The organism is Exiguobacterium aestuarii (genome assembly GCF_020171655.1).
GTDB lineage: Bacteria > Bacillota > Bacilli > Exiguobacteriales > Exiguobacteriaceae > Exiguobacterium > Exiguobacterium aestuarii_A.
On record NZ_JAIVAC010000001.1, the window covers coordinates 682237 to 697672 of the forward strand.

The following is a 15436-nucleotide window of genomic DNA, read 5'->3' on the forward strand; positions in this document are numbered from 1 at the left end:
AGGTTACGACATATTTTTTTGGTCGTTCGTTTCGGGTATGATAGAAGTGGAGGCGATACGATGAAACAAGAGATGACGATTACGACAGCATATGGAACGATTGCAGGAACTTTTCTTTCGCATGAGGAGCCTCGGGCGACCATTGTCATGTTGAGTGGAAGCGGACCAAGTGACCGTGACGGGAATATGGGTGGCGTCGGCTTTAATACGTACGGAAAATTAGCTGAGGCGCTATACGATCATGGCTATAACGTCTTTCGGTATGATAAACAAGGAATCGGGAAGTCGGATGGTGACTTCAATAAGGTCGGGTTACATGATTTGATCAACGATGCGATTCTAGTCGTGCGGACGATTCGACAACTCGCAGATGTGAATCATCTCTATATACTCGGTCATAGTGAAGGGGCAGTCCTTGCGCCAGCTGTACAATTGGAGACGAAATCCGATGGACTCATTTTATTGTCAGGGTTCCATGAGTCATCGAAACAGATGTTTTTATATCAGGCAGATGCCTTAGCAAAGGACGTCGAGCGTGTCAAAGGATTGAAAGGTATGTTTTACCGGGTGACAGGGGTGGCGAAAAAGGTGAGACAGCGGCAGGATGACTTGCTCGAGCGATCTTTACGCACGAACGTCTCCGCTTTTAAATATAGAGGACAAGTCGTGAACGCAAAATGGATTCGCGAACATGCCTCGTATGACGTACGGGAGCGGTTAGAACATGTCACCGTTCCAGTCCTTGCGATTACAGGGGGACGTGACGTACAAGTACCACCGGAGCACGTCTATATGATTCGGACAAAAGGGGAGGTTACGTCCTCTATCATCGATGACATGAATCACCTACTCGTGAAGCGAGATTCACCGCATTCTCTTCTGACGCTTCATAAAGAATACCGCGAGGCGATTGATGAACCAATTCATCCAAAACTCGTGCAAGAAGTGGTGGAATGGTTAAGAAAACAGTCATAAACATAAAAAACGGTCATTTTATGACCGTTTTTTATGTTATAATTGTGACAGATTGAATGTATATGAATGTTTTTGAGTGATTTTAGTTGTTTTTATAATGAAAACGCTTTATATTAGACGTATGGAGGGAACAAGATGTTAACGAAACAACGACATCAGTTGATATTACAACGCTTATCTGAGCAGAAAGTCGTCAAATTGAAAGAGTTGGTTGATTTGACGGATTCATCCGAGTCGACGATTCGTCGTGATTTGACGGACCTCGAAGCGGAAGGATATCTGGCAAGGGTGCACGGGGGAGCGACACTCATCGCGACTCCTGACGAAGAACCGACATTTGAAGAGAAACGAGATCGTTTCGTCGATGAAAAAGTTGCGATTGCACGGAAGGCCGCAACATTCATTGAAGATGGGATGTCGATCTATTTAGATGCCGGGACAACGACTCAAGCGATGGTACCGTTTTTAGAAGGAAAGAAAATTGTCGTCGTCACGAACAGTCTACCGATAGCGAATGAATTATTTGATCTTGATATTAAGACGTTTGTGATAGGCGGAGAATTGAAACGGTCGACTCAAGCGCTCGTCGGATACAATGCACGCGAGAGCATGATGAATTATCGAGTTGACCTCGCTTTCCTCGGAATGAACGGAATCGACCTTGACGCAGGCTACACGACACCGGACCCAGAAGAAGCGCTTGTCAAAAAGACGGCAATTGAATTGGCACAGACGTCATACGTGCTCGCGGACGCATCGAAAATCGGGAAACGAACGTTCAGCCGAGTCGCCACGTTAGACGCTGCGCAATTGATCACATCAAGCGATGCATCAATGAGTTCCATCCAAACAATAACAAAGGTGGTGAATGCGAAATGATTTACACGTTAACACTCAACCCTTCTATTGATTACTATGTGACATTACCAGAAGTAAATTTAGGAGAAGTGAACCGAATCGAAGAAACGACCGAACGAGCAGGTGGAAAAGGGATCAACGTTTCGATCGTGCTTCGAGAATATGAAAAAGAAACGAAAGCGCTTGGCTTTATCGGTGGAACGACAGGTGATTTCATCAAAAAGTCGCTAGTCGACCATGGCGTGCACACGGATTTTGTTGAAGTAAACGGAAATACTCGAATCAACGTCAAAATTCGTGCAAAAGAAGAGACCGAATTGAACGCGAGCGGACCGAACATCACGGATGGTGAACTCGAACAATTGAAAGCCAAGTTCGACCAAGTCGATGAAGGTGACATCGTCGTTCTTGCGGGAAGTATCCCAAGTAATTTACCGGACTCATTGTACCGGACAATCGCTGAATCGATTCGCGAAAAAGGTGCCGACTTCGTCGTCGATACGACGAAAGACGCCATGCTTGAAGTCCTTTCGCTCGAACCGTTGATGATCAAACCGAACCATCACGAGTTAGGCGAACTGTTCGATACAGAGATCGAGACGTTCGAGGACGCCCTTCCTTATGCGGAGCAACTCGTCGAACGTGGCGCGAAAAACGTCATCATTTCATTTGCAGGCGATGGAGCGCTACTCGTCAATAAGGACGGTGCGGTCACGGCAAACACACCGGTAGGAAAACTCGTCAACTCAGTCGGTGCCGGAGACTCACTCGTTGCCGGATTTGTCGCAAACGTCAAAGAAAAAGGCGAACAGGAGGCGTTCCGCTACGCTGTCACAACAGGTAGTGCGTCCGCATATACGTTTGGTCTTTGTTCAAAAGAAGATATTGATCGATTGATCGATCAAGTACAACTCACACCACTTAAACGAATGGAGGAAACAACATGAAAATCACGGACTTGCTTCAACGCGATACGATTCAATTGAATCTTCGTGCTAGCTCTAAGCGTGAGGTCATCGAAGAACTCGTCGATGTCCTCGACCGTGCCGGCAAACTATCTGATCGCGATGGATATCGTGACGCCATCTTAAAACGTGAAAGCGAGAGCACGACTGGACTCGGAGAAGGGATTGCCATCCCTCACGCGAAAACGAGTGCTGTCCAAACACCAGCAATCGCCTTCGGACGCTCAGAAGGAGTCGATTACAAAGCGTTGGACGGTCAACCAAGCCGACTCTTCTTCATGATTGCGGCAGGGGAGAACGCGAATAACGAACACCTTGAAACGCTCTCTAAATTATCGGTTTACTTGATGGACCCAGCATTCCAAGAGCGCCTCTATGCAGCGACTTCTGAAAGCGATGTCATCCGTGCCATCGAGGAGAAGGAAGCGGCTGAAGAGAAGCCAGAAGTCGTCAAACCGACGAATGAAGATGCACCGTTCATCTTAGCGGTCACGGCTTGTCCGACAGGAATCGCCCATACGTATATGGCGGCGGACAGCTTGAAACAAAAAGCGGAAGCGATGGGTGTCGATATTAAAGTCGAAACGAACGGTTCTACTGGAGTGAAGAACGAGCTTACACGGGCAGACATTGATCGTGCGACAGCCATCATCGTCGCAGCGGATAAAGCCGTGGAAATGGATCGCTTCGCTGGAAAACGCGTCATCGAAGTACCGGTCGCACAAGGAATCCGGAAACCGGAAGAACTCATCAATCGTGCCGTCAATCAAGACGCGCCGGTATATGAAGCTTCCAAAACGTCTGGCGCACCGAAAGAACAACGTACAGGTGTCTATAAGCACTTGATGAGCGGTGTATCTGCGATGCTACCACTTGTCGTCGCAGGTGGTCTCTTGATCGCAATCAGTTTCTTCTGGGGCATCAACTCTGCTAACCCGGATGATCCATCTTACAATGAATTCGCAGCACAGTTGATGACAATCGGTGGAGCTGCATTCGGCTTCCTCGTTCCGATTCTTGCAGGTTTCATCGCGATGTCGATTGCCGATCGACCAGGTCTCGCACCAGGTCTCGTCGCAGGGGTACTCGCAAGCCAAGGGAACGCAGGATTCCTCGGTGGCCTCATTGCCGGTTTCTTGGCAGGTTACGTTGTCCTCTTCTTGAAAAAGGCACTCGCGAAATTGCCTGCTTCACTTGAAGGAATCAAGCCAGTTCTTCTGTATCCGTTACTCGGATCGTTTATCTCGGGTATGATCATGTTGCTTGTCGTCAATGAACCGATCGCAGCACTTATGACATGGTTGATGGATACGTTGAACAGCATGAGTGGCGCGAATGCGATCCTTCTCGGTGTCATCGTCGGTGGTATGATGGCAGTCGATATGGGTGGTCCGATCAACAAGACAGCATACGTGTTCGGTACGGCAGCTCTCACAGCAGGAAACCAAGAAGTCATGGCAGCTGTCATGGCGGGTGGAATGGTACCACCAATCCTTGTCGCACTTGCATCAACCGTATTTGCTCGTCAGAAATTCTCGAAACAAGAGCGTGAAGCTGGTAAGACTGCGTACATCATGGGTGCTTCATTCATCACCGAAGCGGCCATTCCGTTCGCTGCTGCGGACCCGATTCGCGTCCTACCATCTGCCATCCTCGGTTCTGCAATCGCAGGTGGATTGTCAGCATTCTTCGCGATTCAATTACCGGCCCCGCATGGTGGAATCTTCGTCTTCCCACTTCTTGAAGGTGCTGGAAATGTCGCGATGAGTATGGGACTCTATGCCGTTGCCATCTTGACAGGTGCCCTCGTCGGTGCATTGCTCCTTTCATTCTTGAAGAAGCCGTTGACGACATCTGCACCAGTGCAATCAAAAGAAGTCGCATAAACCGAGAGAGTCGTTGCCTCAGTAGAGGTGGCGGCTCTTTTTTTGTGGTAGAAGAACGATGAAAATTCACATAATCTCGGATTGCAAGTTGGGGATTTGTGGTAAACTATTTGTAAAGCTTCGGGTTAGGAGGGGGTCACATTGGACATTCGAGTCGCCAAACCAGATGATGTGTATGGGATTGCGAGAGTGCGTGTGAACGGATGGCGTACGACCTATCGGGGGATCGTACCGACTGAGTATTTATTGAAAGTTTCGTCCGGTTCCATCGAATGGGCAGAACGGTTGCGGACAGCGCTTCGTCGACAGGAAGTCGCAGGCTTTGTGGCGATCGTGGATGATGAGATTGTGGGCTTCGTCCTTTACGGAGAAGAGCGTACGGGTGAGTATCCAGACCATACGAACGAAGTGTATGCCATTTATATTTTGGAAAATCATCAAGGGAACGGAATCGGGTCCGCTCTCCTTGAACATGCCGTTCAATCGATGTGCGAGGCGGGACTTTTGATTTGGGCGCTTGAGATGAATCCATTCCGCACATTTTATGAGCGGAAACAAGGGCAGGTCATCGACCAAAAGGATCGGGAATTTGGTGAATTGTTACTCCGTGAAGTGGCGTACGGTTGGGAAACGACCCGTCATGATTCGATTATGGGTGCCTAAGCTTAGTGACTGTAGGAATGTTCTACGGTCTTTTTTTGTGCCGATTGGAGCTTTTTTCTTTGACGATGAAGTCTACTTTTTAGCAACAATCGTGAACTCCCATGGTATATTTTCACCGTTCCACCCTCTATGCTCATCTAACTGTTGCAATGTGAATCCTACTGAAATCACTGAATTGATGATGTCACTCAATGTATGGTGACTTAAACATACAGATGGGAAGTCATGTTGTTCATCTGGAGAAAAAAATTGCCTATAGGAAATGTCGTCTTGAAAAGGTTCGCGGTTAAAATACTTAGGGATGTAGACGAATTCAGGAGTGATGCATGTTTTTATCGGGTGATAGTCACTTAAGATGAGTTTACCGCCAACCTTCAAGATGGAATACAAAACATCCATCAATTGAGCGAGGTCGTCGAAGTAATGTAAGATTCCTCCCTCTAAATAGAGAAGGTCGAAATGATGTTGATACTTTTTCATATCGAGATCAAGAATATCACCAACGATGTATTCAATCGTAGTGTTGGTACAATCTGCTAATTGTAAAGCGTACCGTTTATTTTCCTCTGACAGGTCGAATATCGTCACCTCTGCCCCTAGGATAGAGAGCGGTACGGCTTTTCTTCCATTGGAACCACAGATGTTTGCGATGTTCAGTCCTTCGACGTTATGAAAATACTCGCTGTGTTTCTTCAAGCTGGCCCGAGGGTCTCTCAAAATCTCGATTGATTTTTCAGATGGAGTCCCGTCTCGTTTACACCAAAATTCATAGGCGCGATATTCCCAAGCCTGCTTGTTCATGTGACTTTGTTTATTCATAGCGATCTCCCTTTCTTTTCCCTCGTATCGATTCGTCGAGCAAGCTACCAAACAATTTTAGCACTATAATGGAATTATCTATAATAATTTTACATTGATATATTGTCAATAAAGCTATGTCTAGTAAGGACAAATCTGGATAAATTAAAATGTAAAAGTGAGGTTACGGAGAATGATTAAAGGAATTTACGAGGCCCACTTGCCGGTGAGTGATCTAACTGAATCAATTCGATTCTATGAGAAACTAGGTTTAGAGTTGGCATTCCAAAATGAGAAAGTGGCCTTCCTTTGGATTATGAAAGGGGAGAGCTGGATCGGGTTATGGAAATCTGGTCAAGTCAATTTACCGTATCATCCATCAATCCGCCACATCGCTTTTCGAATAGAGGAGCAAGATTTAAAATCGATCAAAGCGTGGCTTGAAAATCGGGGAATTGAAATTCGCACTGCCTTTAAGATGACACCGGAACAGCAACCTTTAGTTCTTCCGAATGCCCCATTTGAACATGCGGCCATTTACTTTGATGACCCGGACGGAAATTCGATTGAACTCATCACGTATATTGGAGCGAACGCAGAAGAAATGACTAGCGTGATCCCATACAAAGATTGGATTGGGAAATAACGAGTCTACATAAATGATTCGAACAAAGGAGAGAACATATGTTATTTCATTTTCATGTATGGACACCACACGTCGAAGAAACTGAGAAATTCTATGCGGGTCTAGGATTTCAAGTGACCCAACGAATCGGTAAAAAGGATGGAGAGTTTAAGTCATTTGATCCACCACTCAATTGGGATGATTTTAGGGGGCAATCCATTCGTTTTAGAATCATTGAAATGAAACGGGGAGCGACGAATATCACATTTGGTTACGGGAAGAAAGTGATGTTTGATCATATTGGTTTTTTAGTATCAGAAGAGGAAAAAGTGAATGTGTTAGAACGAGCAGAGCAAATAGGATTGACGGTTCAATCAAATGAACGAAGAACGTTCATCCATACACCTTACGGATTTCGAATCGAGCTGCAACAGCATTTAGATGCTGTTCAATCACGTTCTGAGAATCGTATTCATCGATTGAATATGGAAACAAAAACGGCAGGTCTTGAAGAGGTATTGCAACAATTATTCAATTGTCCTGTCTCGCAAATCGTTGTAACTGAATCGGATCACACACAGTTAACGCATGTAAACCTGATGAGTGATTGTGCAATCAGTTCAACTGATCCGAACGGTATTCAAATCATCCTCTCAGAATGATTAATAGATGAAAATTTTAAAGGGCAGAGAGAATGATACATTTTGATCAAGAAATCCAAAAGATACAAACTATGGCACAATCGCCAAAGAAGCTGTACCTTGCAATCCGTGCCGCCAGAGAATTAGTCCGAGAGTACCCAGACGAATTCATCGCCTGGACGACTCTCATTAGTGCTGAAATGGATACGTCGGAAGAAGACTATGAGAGTGCCTCCAAACACTTATTCGAAGCATTTGATAAGTTTCCGGAGCATTCGATTTTCTTCGCCCTCGGCATATACCTTGAGTCAACTTTCGTCTATCCAGTATATGACGAAACAAAGATCGAAGAGATCAAGTCGATGCTGAATAAAATGGATGCTAAGTCAAAAGGGATCCTCTACTATTCAATGGCCAAACTACATGAATTTGAATATCCAGAACAGTATGAATCGTATCTATTAAAGGCGATAGCGGAGTACCCAGAATTTCCTCGTTACTATCTTTGTCTTGGACGGTACTATATCTCAAACGAGAGTATTGAAAAGGGAAAGCAGTATGTAAGAGAAGGTTTGCTAAGAGTAAAAGAGTGTTTCAATGAAGCATCACTCCCAGACTATGAAATTTCTCTATATTCGTTCATTGATGAAGAAATCGGTGGACTTTATATGTTCGATGAGTTTTACAAGGAATATAAAGAAATGTCCTTATGAATCAATTAAAAATAGTGTTGTTCCATTATATAAACTCTTCTATACTGAATTGAACAAAAAATTCCAAATGAAGGGTTGGGGAATGATGCAACACCGAAAAATCTGTATCAAGTTAAGTGGAGCCGCTCTAGCTGGTGATGGACCGGATAATTTTGATGAAATGAGCCTCAGCCTGATTGCAGAGGAGATATTGTCACTCGCAAATAGCGGGGTTGAAGTGTGTGTCATGGTCGGCGGGGGAAATCTCTTCCGAGGGAATCAAGCAGAAGCGTGGGGCATAAATCGAGTGGAAGCTGACTTCATCGGGACGCTCGGGACAGTCATGAACTCATTGATGCTGCGTGGCATCTTGAAACGTGATGCCAATCGAGAAGTACGCGTCATGACGTCGATTCCAATGCCAAGTGTAGCCGAGCCATACATTCAACTTCGGGCCATCAATCATTTGAAAAAAGGGTATATCGTCATTTTCGCAGGCGGTAACGGTCAACCGTTCGTCTCTTCAGATTACCCGGCTGTTCAGCGTGCCATCGAAGTGGGATGCGACGCCTTATTTGTGGCCAAGAACGGTGTCTCCGGCGTATTTGACCGAGACCCTCGGTTGGATTCGGAGGCGCGTCAATACGAAACCCTACACTATAACGACGTCATCGCACATGATTTGAAAGTGATGGATCAATCGGCATTACTTCTCGCTAGAGACCACGGTTTGCCGATTCACTTGTTCGACTTCAAGGAACGGAACGCCATTCATCGGATTCTCCAAGGAGAGACCATTGGAACGATGATTCATCACCATGACACGCAACTTTTGCAGAATTGAGGGGACGATATGCATAAAGTAACAGATGGTCACGTCGTGGGGACAAACGGAATACCTGTCTCGTATTCGTTCCTGCAACCTGATTCGTCATCCGACACGCTCGTGATGTTGTTGCCGGGATACGGATATACGAATGATTCCCCGATGTTTCGCTATACGACAGCGTTATGTTTAGAGAATGGATTGAACGTTCTTGAAATCAACTACAATTATCGGGATGAGCGGTATGATTCAGTCGATGTATCAGTGGCGGTTGTTGACGATGTTCGTCTCGTCATCGACCAAGTGCTACAATTCCATTCTATTAATGAATACATAATCGTCGGGAAATCGCTCGGTACGATGGCGATGGCAAGTGAGCTTACCCGAAACGTGTTTCATGATGCCAAACTGGTTTGGTTGACACCGTTGTTAAAACAAGACGACATATACGAAGCGATCCTGTCCCATAAAGGTAAACAGCTCGTGCTAACGGGAACGGCGGACCAACATTATGTAGATGAGAGAATGAAGCGTCTTGAACATCTGGCCTTGACCGAACTCGAGATTGTCAAAGAGATGAATCATAGTCTCGAGTACACAGGAGAGACATACCGGTCACTCCGGTTACTTGAAACACTTCTCAAGCGCGTGGAGCAATTTATTATTTCCTCAAGGTATTGAACCTGTGGGGAGTTTCATGGGGAGATTGCAATCATATGTGGCGTGGCGTTTACCTACTTATTTTCCTCTTTTTAATGATTCGAAGTATGTATCGGGTTTTCGGCCGTCGTGGCTTCAGAAAAAAACAAATGGTCGCCACAGCAGGCGGTCATTTGTGTGACTCATCCCACGGCGCCCCGACTCCTACAGGAACACAATCCGCCGGAGACCCAGTAGCGACTTAGTTGCGGTGCGGCTCCGGAATTGCCTGTGGAAAGCGTGGGTGCCGGAAGGACGAGTTCGAATATGTTATTTGTTAACAAGATAGGGAGATGACGCGTGTCATCTCCCTTTTTTTACAATTTTTCAATAACCGTTTTCGGGTCGACTCGTTCTGTATAGTCAGCGGGCACATCACTGAATGAAATCGTACCATCCGGTTGGATGATGAATGTCGCTGGCTTCGGAAGTTGCCAGTCCTCATTGCCGTTATGTGCATCGACGCGAAGACCAGATGCCTCATAAATCTCAATCAAATAATCCGGCATATCAAAGACGAGATCGAAGTGACGTGCGACTTGATTGTCCACGTCGCTCAACACGTAAAAATCGAGCTCATTTTTCTCTTTCGTAGATAGTGAGTAATCCGGAGTCTCCGGGCTGATTGCCACGAGTGTGGCGCCCTTTTCCTCAATTTGTGCCAATTCTCGCTGATACGCTCGGAGTTCGAGGTTACAGTATGGGCACCATCCACCGCGGTAAAACGTGACGATGACAGGTCCTTTTTCAAGGAGTGTTTTCAAACCGACTTCTGTCCCATCCGCATGAGGCAATTCAAACAGCGGAGCTTGATCCCCGACTGCTAAACCGGCAGCCACCCCTGATTCTTTCAATTCTTGTGTCGCCTGCGCCATCAAACGTTGTTTTTCGGCCGGCGCTTTTTGCTTAAATTGATCTTTATACGCTTTGATTTCTTCCAATAATGTGTTCATGTTTTTACCCCCTTTTCCGATATGTTAACTGAATACATTTTAGATTACGAATATAATGATTTGTCGTTATGTTATGAATCAAGTGAAACTCCATTTCAGCTTCCGAAAAATAATTTTCGAATAATTCAATCAATGATTAACATCTATTTTTCCTAACCGATATTGTAAGTAACCCAAGGAGGATTCGGTACCCCATACCGATGCTTCTTGAACATTCTATTCGGGGTAAGGAGATGTTTTATGAAACAGAAGCGTACCATCAGCATCAAACAGAAATTAATTGTCTTATCTGTCCTTTTACTACTCATTCCAGCAACATTGATTGGGGTCGTCGCTTATACGCAGGCGAAACAAAAAATCGAGTCACAAATGATCCAGTCTGCCAATTCGGGGGTAGACCGGATGAATAATGAAGTGACGAATTTGATTGCTCCGATTCAGACGGACATTTCATTCTTCTCCAATCGGATTGATGCATCCATCTATGAAGAAGGTGAAGACAATCAAGCGTTAGCAGAAAAGTTCACGGAATACTTAGACACACACCCTAAAGTGACAAATATTTATTTTGCCTCAGCGGAAGGTACGATGACGATCTATCCTGAGCAAGAATTGCCGGAAGGGTACGATCCACGGACTCGTCCTTGGTATGAGGCGGCAGAAGCGAGTGGTCAAGACGTCGCCATTACGAATCCATACGTAGACGCCGCTTCTCAAAAAATGATGATCACGGTCTCTAAAAAGACGGCAGATGGTCGCGGGGTCGTGGCGGTTGATGTGGACGTGAATGATATTGCAGAAGTCGCAAAGAATATTCAAATCGGTGAAGAAGGATATGTGGCCATCTTCGATGAGGCCCAACAAGTCGTCATTCATCCATCGATTGCTGTCGGAGAGAAATCAGAAGAGTCATCGATGGAATCTGTTTTTGCAACAGATGAGGGAATCCTGTCCGCTGAAGAGAATGGAGAGGGTGTCGAAAAAGCGTTCGTGACGAACCCGCTCACAGGGTGGAAAATCACAGGGACCCTGTACGATGGCGAAATTCAAGACGAGACTGTCGGCATCCTTTGGACGACCGTATTCGTCATTATCGGTATGTTCGGTGTGGCGGCTATTCTTCTATATTTCGTTCTCCGCTCAATCTTACGCCCGTTACGCTTATTAACCGAGGGGGCAGAACGGATCAAGTCCGGCGATTTGACTGAACCGATCAGCGTCTTATCGAACGATGAAATCGGTCGCGTTTCAGAGAGTTTCAATGAGATGAGTGCATCACTGCGAATGGTATTACTTCGTCTAGACGATTCAATTAGTCAAGTAGCAGCATCTTCGCAGGAATTGATGGCGAACTCCGCACATAATTCCTCTTCGTCAGAACAGATTGCTCGTGCGGTCGACCAGATGGCGGTCAGTGCCGATGGTTCAAAACGTCAGCTCGATGACAACGCGACGTCACTCCAGGCCATCACATCCGGAATCATGCGCATTTCAGAGAGCTCGATGGACGTGTCTGAACTATCACGTGAGACGTCAAATGAAGCAGAAGATGGGTCAACGACCGTGCGAGAGAACGTTAAACAGATGCAGGCAATCGATGCATCGGTCGTCACGTTTGAAGGTGTCATCCAATCGTTGGCACATCGTTCAAGCGAAATTGGAGAGATCGTCTCGGTCATCAACGGGATTGCAGAACAGACGAACTTGCTCGCTTTGAACGCAGCAATTGAAGCGGCACGTGCCGGTGAGAACGGGAAAGGGTTCGCCGTCGTGGCGAGCGAGGTCCGAAAGTTGGCCGAGCAGTCCCAACAGTCGACGAAACAAATTGCAGCATTGATTGACCGCATCAAACAGGAGACAGAGCAATCCGTCCACTTGATGCAAGAAGTGTCCACTCACACGAAAGCCGGTCTCATTTCTTCAGAAATGACGGCAGATCGATTTGAGAAAATCAAAGAGCGAACGGTCGCGATGACACCGCGAATCGAAGATGTGACGGCAACAGTCGAGGAGATTGCGGCAAACGTCCAAGAAGTAGCGGCGACCGCATCCCAAATTGCTGACATCGCCGACGAGAACTCAAGTGTCTCCAAACAAGTCGCAGCGACGACAGACGACCAGTTGAAATCGATTGAAGAAGTGTCACAATCGGCGAAGGCACTCGCGACGATGGCAGAAGAACTACAAGACCTCGTCTCACGATTCAAACTATAAAATGAAAAAGAAGCAGAGCGCCGAGCTCTGCTTCTTTCGTTATAAAATCGGGCTGAGGAGTCGTGAGACACCCTCCCGAGCACGTACTGTCCATTTCCGCTTTTCATAGTCTTCCATCGTATACGTCCGACTGACCGCCGTGTCTGTTTCAAATAAAGAAACAAGTTCGAGGGCGACGCGTTCGTCGTAAATGACTGCGTTCACTTCAAAGTTGAGACGGAAACTTCGGGCATCCAAATTCGTCGTTCCGACCGTCGCGATCTCCTCATCGACGACAAGCGTCTTCGCGTGGAGGAAGCCTTCATCATACAGATAGACGTTTGCCCCATAATCGAGCAACTCTCCAAGGAAGGAGAGCGATGCCCACATGACGAACGGGTGGTCCGGTTTTCCTGGGATCATGATGTCCATCTGAACGCCGGAGTTGAGTGCCATTTTACATGCATCCATAAAACTCGTGTCAGGTATAAAATAAGGGGTTTGGATGACGACCCGTCGTTTCGCTGACATAATCATTTTAATCATCATATTTTTTAAATGTTCGGTATCCGAGTTTGGACCGCTCGTGACGATTTGCATCGGTGAATTGTCTTTAATCTCATGTCTCGCGAAGCAGAACGTATTCTCCGGGTCATGCTTGCGGTGACCTGAGTAATTCCAGTCCAGGATGAAGCGGTGCTGGAGATTGTAGACGACGTCTCCTTCGACGCGTAAATGGGTATCGCGCCAATATCCGAACTTCTCGACGAGTCCGAGGTATTCGGTCCCGACATTAAAGCCACCGACATAACCAATCTTCCCATCGATGATGACGACTTTCCGGTGATTGCGGTTGTTCAACTTGAAATTGATCATCCCGAGTGTCGGTGGGAAGAAAACACGTACTTCTCCATCGTTCGCAATTAATTCTTTGAAGTCTGAGTTCCGAAGACTACGAGAACCGACCGCGTCGTAAAGAAGCCGAACTTTGACACCCGCTTTCGCTCGTTCAATCAATTCCTTTAAGAGTGCTTGTCCGAGAGCATCACGCTGGATGATATAGTACTGGATATTGATTTCGGTTTCAGCGGAGCGGATGTCATCCATCAACGCCTTAAACTTTTGTTCGCCGTCATGTAAGATGAGGGAACGGTTATGTACACTGATCAATGATTTTGAAGAGCGCAAATTCATTTGAAGCAGTTGGTCATACTTTTCGAACAGTGGCTGCGCAAGTTGCGTCTGACGTGTGTGGATCTGTTCGAGCTGTGCTTCTACTTGTAGCGCATGAAAAGAACGTTCTTCCACACTTAAATTATAAAAGTTATCCTTTTTAAGTTGTCGCCCGAGGAAGAGATAAATGATAAAGCCAAGCACCGGTAAGAAAAATAGGACGAGCAACCAGGCCCAGGTCGCGCCGACGTCACGTCTTTCGGCAAAGATGACGGCGAGTGCGAACAAAATGTTTAACCCGAGGACAATATAAAGTCCCCAACTGAAAATAACGGACCAATCCAACGACATACACCCCTTAAAAATCGATTTGTAGCTTAATCATACACTAAATGCGGGAATAGGTTGCTATCAAATGAAATAGGGGGAGAAGATAATGAACATGGAAGTCGTATGGAAGCAAGGCATGGCGTTTGAGACGCATACGCCATCGGGGCACACGGTGACACTTGACGCATCCGAGGACGTGGGCGGTCTCGACACGGGACCTCGTCCGACGGAGATGTTACTTCACGCAACCGCGTCTTGCACGGGGATCGATATCGTCTCCATTTTGCATAAGATGCGTCAACCGCTAGAATCGTTCGAAATGAAGATCGATGGGGTTCGGGCAATCGATCATCCGAAACGCTTTACAGCCATTCACATCTTGTATATTCTGAAAGGCGACATGTCGGAAGAGCGGGTGCGACGTGCGATTGAACTATCTGTTGAACGCTATTGTTCTGTTTCACACAGTCTCAATGCCACTTTATCCTACAGCTATCAATTGAACGATGGCGAGGTCACGCCGTTCGAACTTCAACAGTGAGCAAGATGGTTGAAAGGCAATCTGTTCTCCGTTATATTTGTATTTCAAATACTGTATAACTAAAGGAGGACGTTATGATTCGACTCGCGACGAAGCGCGATGCCAACAACATCGCGAACCTAATCGAACAACGAGCCGTAGCGCTAAATGAACAAGGAAGCGACCAATGGACCGAATATTTGGAACAGGACCTCGTAGAGCGTGTGCGCACTGACATTGCAGAAGGCAGTGTATATGTCTTTGAAGATGACCAACAAATTTTAGCTTCTATCGCCTTGTTACCCCCGGACGACTGGGATGACAACTTATGGGACGACAGTGAGCGTGGACAATATATCCATCGAATCGTCGTCAGCGAAAAGCTGAAAGGTCGTGGCGTCGGGCAGCAACTCATGGAGCACGTACTAGAGGAAGCCGATGAAGATGAACCAATTCGTCTAGATTGTGTTGCTGACAATGAATTTCTAAATAGTTATTATCCACGTTTTGGTTTCGTCTTTGTCGATTCACGAAACGGGTACAATACGTTCGAATACAGATTAGATGAGAGCATGAGTGCATAAGGGTCTATGGACCCTTTTTTTGATACAATAATATAAGCGAAAAGGAGGAGTTTTC

General features: G+C 46.3%; 16 protein-coding genes. 13 read left to right on the plus strand and 3 right to left on the minus strand.

Going from position 1 to position 15436, the window contains the following annotated elements:
* Positions 1–60: 60 nt before the first annotated feature.
* The 5 genes from LCM29_RS03515 to LCM29_RS03535 all read left to right on the plus strand — a co-directional run bounded on the left by LCM29_RS03515 (position 61) and on the right by LCM29_RS03535 (position 5347).
* Positions 61–975 (plus strand): alpha/beta hydrolase, encoded by a 915-nt coding sequence (locus LCM29_RS03515; protein WP_224860870.1) that lies wholly within the window; start codon positions 61–63, stop codon positions 973–975.
* Between the two features lie 135 nt (positions 976–1110).
* On the plus strand, positions 1111–1854 hold the full coding sequence (locus LCM29_RS03520) for a DeoR/GlpR family DNA-binding transcription regulator (protein WP_214875742.1): 744 nt from the start codon (positions 1111–1113) through the stop codon (positions 1852–1854).
* Positions 1851–2780: a 1-phosphofructokinase gene (pfkB, locus tag LCM29_RS03525; protein ID WP_214875744.1), complete on the plus strand. Its 930-nt coding sequence runs from the start codon at positions 1851–1853 to the stop codon at positions 2778–2780. Before LCM29_RS03520 ends, pfkB begins: the two co-directional genes overlap by 4 nt.
* Positions 2777–4684: a fructose-specific PTS transporter subunit EIIC gene (locus tag LCM29_RS03530; protein WP_224860872.1), complete on the plus strand. Its 1908-nt coding sequence runs from the start codon at positions 2777–2779 to the stop codon at positions 4682–4684. Before pfkB ends, LCM29_RS03530 begins: the two co-directional genes overlap by 4 nt.
* Before the next feature lie 141 nt (positions 4685–4825).
* Positions 4826–5347: a GNAT family N-acetyltransferase gene (locus LCM29_RS03535; RefSeq protein ID WP_214692154.1), complete on the plus strand. Its 522-nt coding sequence runs from the start codon at positions 4826–4828 to the stop codon at positions 5345–5347.
* A gap of 72 nt (positions 5348–5419) precedes the next feature.
* Here the strand turns inward: LCM29_RS03535 and LCM29_RS03540 are convergent, their stop codons facing one another.
* The gene (locus LCM29_RS03540) at positions 5420–6166 is read right to left on the minus strand and encodes a class I SAM-dependent methyltransferase (protein ID WP_224860874.1); all 747 of its coding nucleotides are present in this window, start codon (positions 6164–6166) and stop codon (positions 5420–5422) included.
* A gap of 172 nt (positions 6167–6338) precedes the next feature.
* Between LCM29_RS03540 and LCM29_RS03545 the strand changes: the two genes are divergently transcribed.
* From LCM29_RS03545 to LCM29_RS03565, 5 genes are all read left to right on the plus strand, one after another.
* On the plus strand, positions 6339–6791 hold the full coding sequence (locus tag LCM29_RS03545; RefSeq protein WP_224860877.1) for a VOC family protein: 453 nt from the start codon (positions 6339–6341) through the stop codon (positions 6789–6791).
* 38 nt (positions 6792–6829) lie between these two features.
* Positions 6830–7432 carry a VOC family protein gene (locus LCM29_RS03550; protein ID WP_224860879.1) on the plus strand — a complete coding sequence of 201 codons (603 nt, stop codon included), beginning with the start codon at positions 6830–6832 and terminating at the stop codon, positions 7430–7432.
* A 71-nt stretch (positions 7433–7503) separates the two neighbouring features.
* Positions 7504–8124, plus strand: coding sequence for a hypothetical protein (locus LCM29_RS03555; protein WP_224860881.1), 621 nt, complete (start codon positions 7504–7506; stop codon positions 8122–8124).
* 82 nt (positions 8125–8206) lie between these two features.
* Positions 8207–8947: a UMP kinase gene (pyrH, locus tag LCM29_RS03560; protein WP_224860883.1), complete on the plus strand. Its 741-nt coding sequence runs from the start codon at positions 8207–8209 to the stop codon at positions 8945–8947.
* A gap of 9 nt (positions 8948–8956) precedes the next feature.
* On the plus strand, positions 8957–9610 hold the full coding sequence (locus LCM29_RS03565; RefSeq protein ID WP_224860885.1) for an alpha/beta family hydrolase: 654 nt from the start codon (positions 8957–8959) through the stop codon (positions 9608–9610).
* A 335-nt stretch (positions 9611–9945) separates the two neighbouring features.
* Here the strand turns inward: LCM29_RS03565 and LCM29_RS03570 are convergent, their stop codons facing one another.
* On the minus strand, positions 9946–10581 hold the full coding sequence (locus LCM29_RS03570) for a peroxiredoxin-like family protein (RefSeq protein ID WP_224860887.1): 636 nt from the start codon (positions 10579–10581) through the stop codon (positions 9946–9948).
* Between the two features lie 240 nt (positions 10582–10821).
* On the opposite strand from LCM29_RS03570, the gene LCM29_RS03575 reads away from it, so the two are divergent.
* Positions 10822–12795, plus strand: coding sequence for a methyl-accepting chemotaxis protein (locus tag LCM29_RS03575; RefSeq protein WP_224860889.1), 1974 nt, complete (start codon positions 10822–10824; stop codon positions 12793–12795).
* Between the two features lie 39 nt (positions 12796–12834).
* On the opposite strand, the gene cls is transcribed toward LCM29_RS03575, so the two are convergent.
* The gene (gene cls, locus LCM29_RS03580; protein WP_224860891.1) at positions 12835–14292 is read right to left on the minus strand and encodes a cardiolipin synthase; all 1458 of its coding nucleotides are present in this window, start codon (positions 14290–14292) and stop codon (positions 12835–12837) included.
* A gap of 91 nt (positions 14293–14383) precedes the next feature.
* On the opposite strand from cls, the gene LCM29_RS03585 reads away from it, so the two are divergent.
* Together LCM29_RS03585 and LCM29_RS03590 are read left to right on the plus strand one after the other, a co-directional pair.
* Positions 14384–14818, plus strand: a complete 435-nt coding sequence (locus tag LCM29_RS03585; RefSeq protein WP_214783398.1) for an OsmC family protein — start codon at positions 14384–14386, stop codon at positions 14816–14818.
* A gap of 74 nt (positions 14819–14892) precedes the next feature.
* Complete coding sequence (locus tag LCM29_RS03590) at positions 14893–15381, plus strand: GNAT family N-acetyltransferase (RefSeq protein ID WP_074034518.1); 489 nt, start codon at positions 14893–14895, stop codon at positions 15379–15381.
* Positions 15382–15436 lie beyond the last annotated feature (55 nt).

Excerpts from the sequence above, each read along its gene's own strand:
- LCM29_RS03515 (WP_224860870.1), top strand. The coding sequence starts at position 61 with ATGAAACAAGAGATGACGATTACGACAGCATATGGAACGATTGCAGGA.
- LCM29_RS03520 (WP_214875742.1), top strand. The coding sequence starts at position 1,111 with ATGTTAACGAAACAACGACATCAGTTGATATTACAACGCTTATCTGAG.
- pfkB (WP_214875744.1), top strand. The coding sequence starts at position 1,851 with ATGATTTACACGTTAACACTCAACCCTTCTATTGATTACTATGTGACA.
- LCM29_RS03530 (WP_224860872.1), top strand. The coding sequence starts at position 2,777 with ATGAAAATCACGGACTTGCTTCAACGCGATACGATTCAATTGAATCTT.
- LCM29_RS03540 (WP_224860874.1), bottom strand. The coding sequence starts at position 6,166 with ATGAATAAACAAAGTCACATGAACAAGCAGGCTTGGGAATATCGCGCC.
- LCM29_RS03545 (WP_224860877.1), top strand. The coding sequence starts at position 6,339 with ATGATTAAAGGAATTTACGAGGCCCACTTGCCGGTGAGTGATCTAACT.
- LCM29_RS03550 (WP_224860879.1), top strand. The coding sequence starts at position 6,830 with ATGTTATTTCATTTTCATGTATGGACACCACACGTCGAAGAAACTGAG.
- LCM29_RS03555 (WP_224860881.1), top strand. The coding sequence starts at position 7,504 with ATGGCACAATCGCCAAAGAAGCTGTACCTTGCAATCCGTGCCGCCAGA.
- pyrH (WP_224860883.1), top strand. The coding sequence starts at position 8,207 with ATGATGCAACACCGAAAAATCTGTATCAAGTTAAGTGGAGCCGCTCTA.
- LCM29_RS03565 (WP_224860885.1), top strand. The coding sequence starts at position 8,957 with ATGCATAAAGTAACAGATGGTCACGTCGTGGGGACAAACGGAATACCT.
- LCM29_RS03570 (WP_224860887.1), bottom strand. The coding sequence starts at position 10,581 with ATGAACACATTATTGGAAGAAATCAAAGCGTATAAAGATCAATTTAAG.
- LCM29_RS03575 (WP_224860889.1), top strand. The coding sequence starts at position 10,822 with ATGAAACAGAAGCGTACCATCAGCATCAAACAGAAATTAATTGTCTTA.
- LCM29_RS03585 (WP_214783398.1), top strand. The coding sequence starts at position 14,384 with ATGAACATGGAAGTCGTATGGAAGCAAGGCATGGCGTTTGAGACGCAT.
- LCM29_RS03590 (WP_074034518.1), top strand. The coding sequence starts at position 14,893 with ATGATTCGACTCGCGACGAAGCGCGATGCCAACAACATCGCGAACCTA.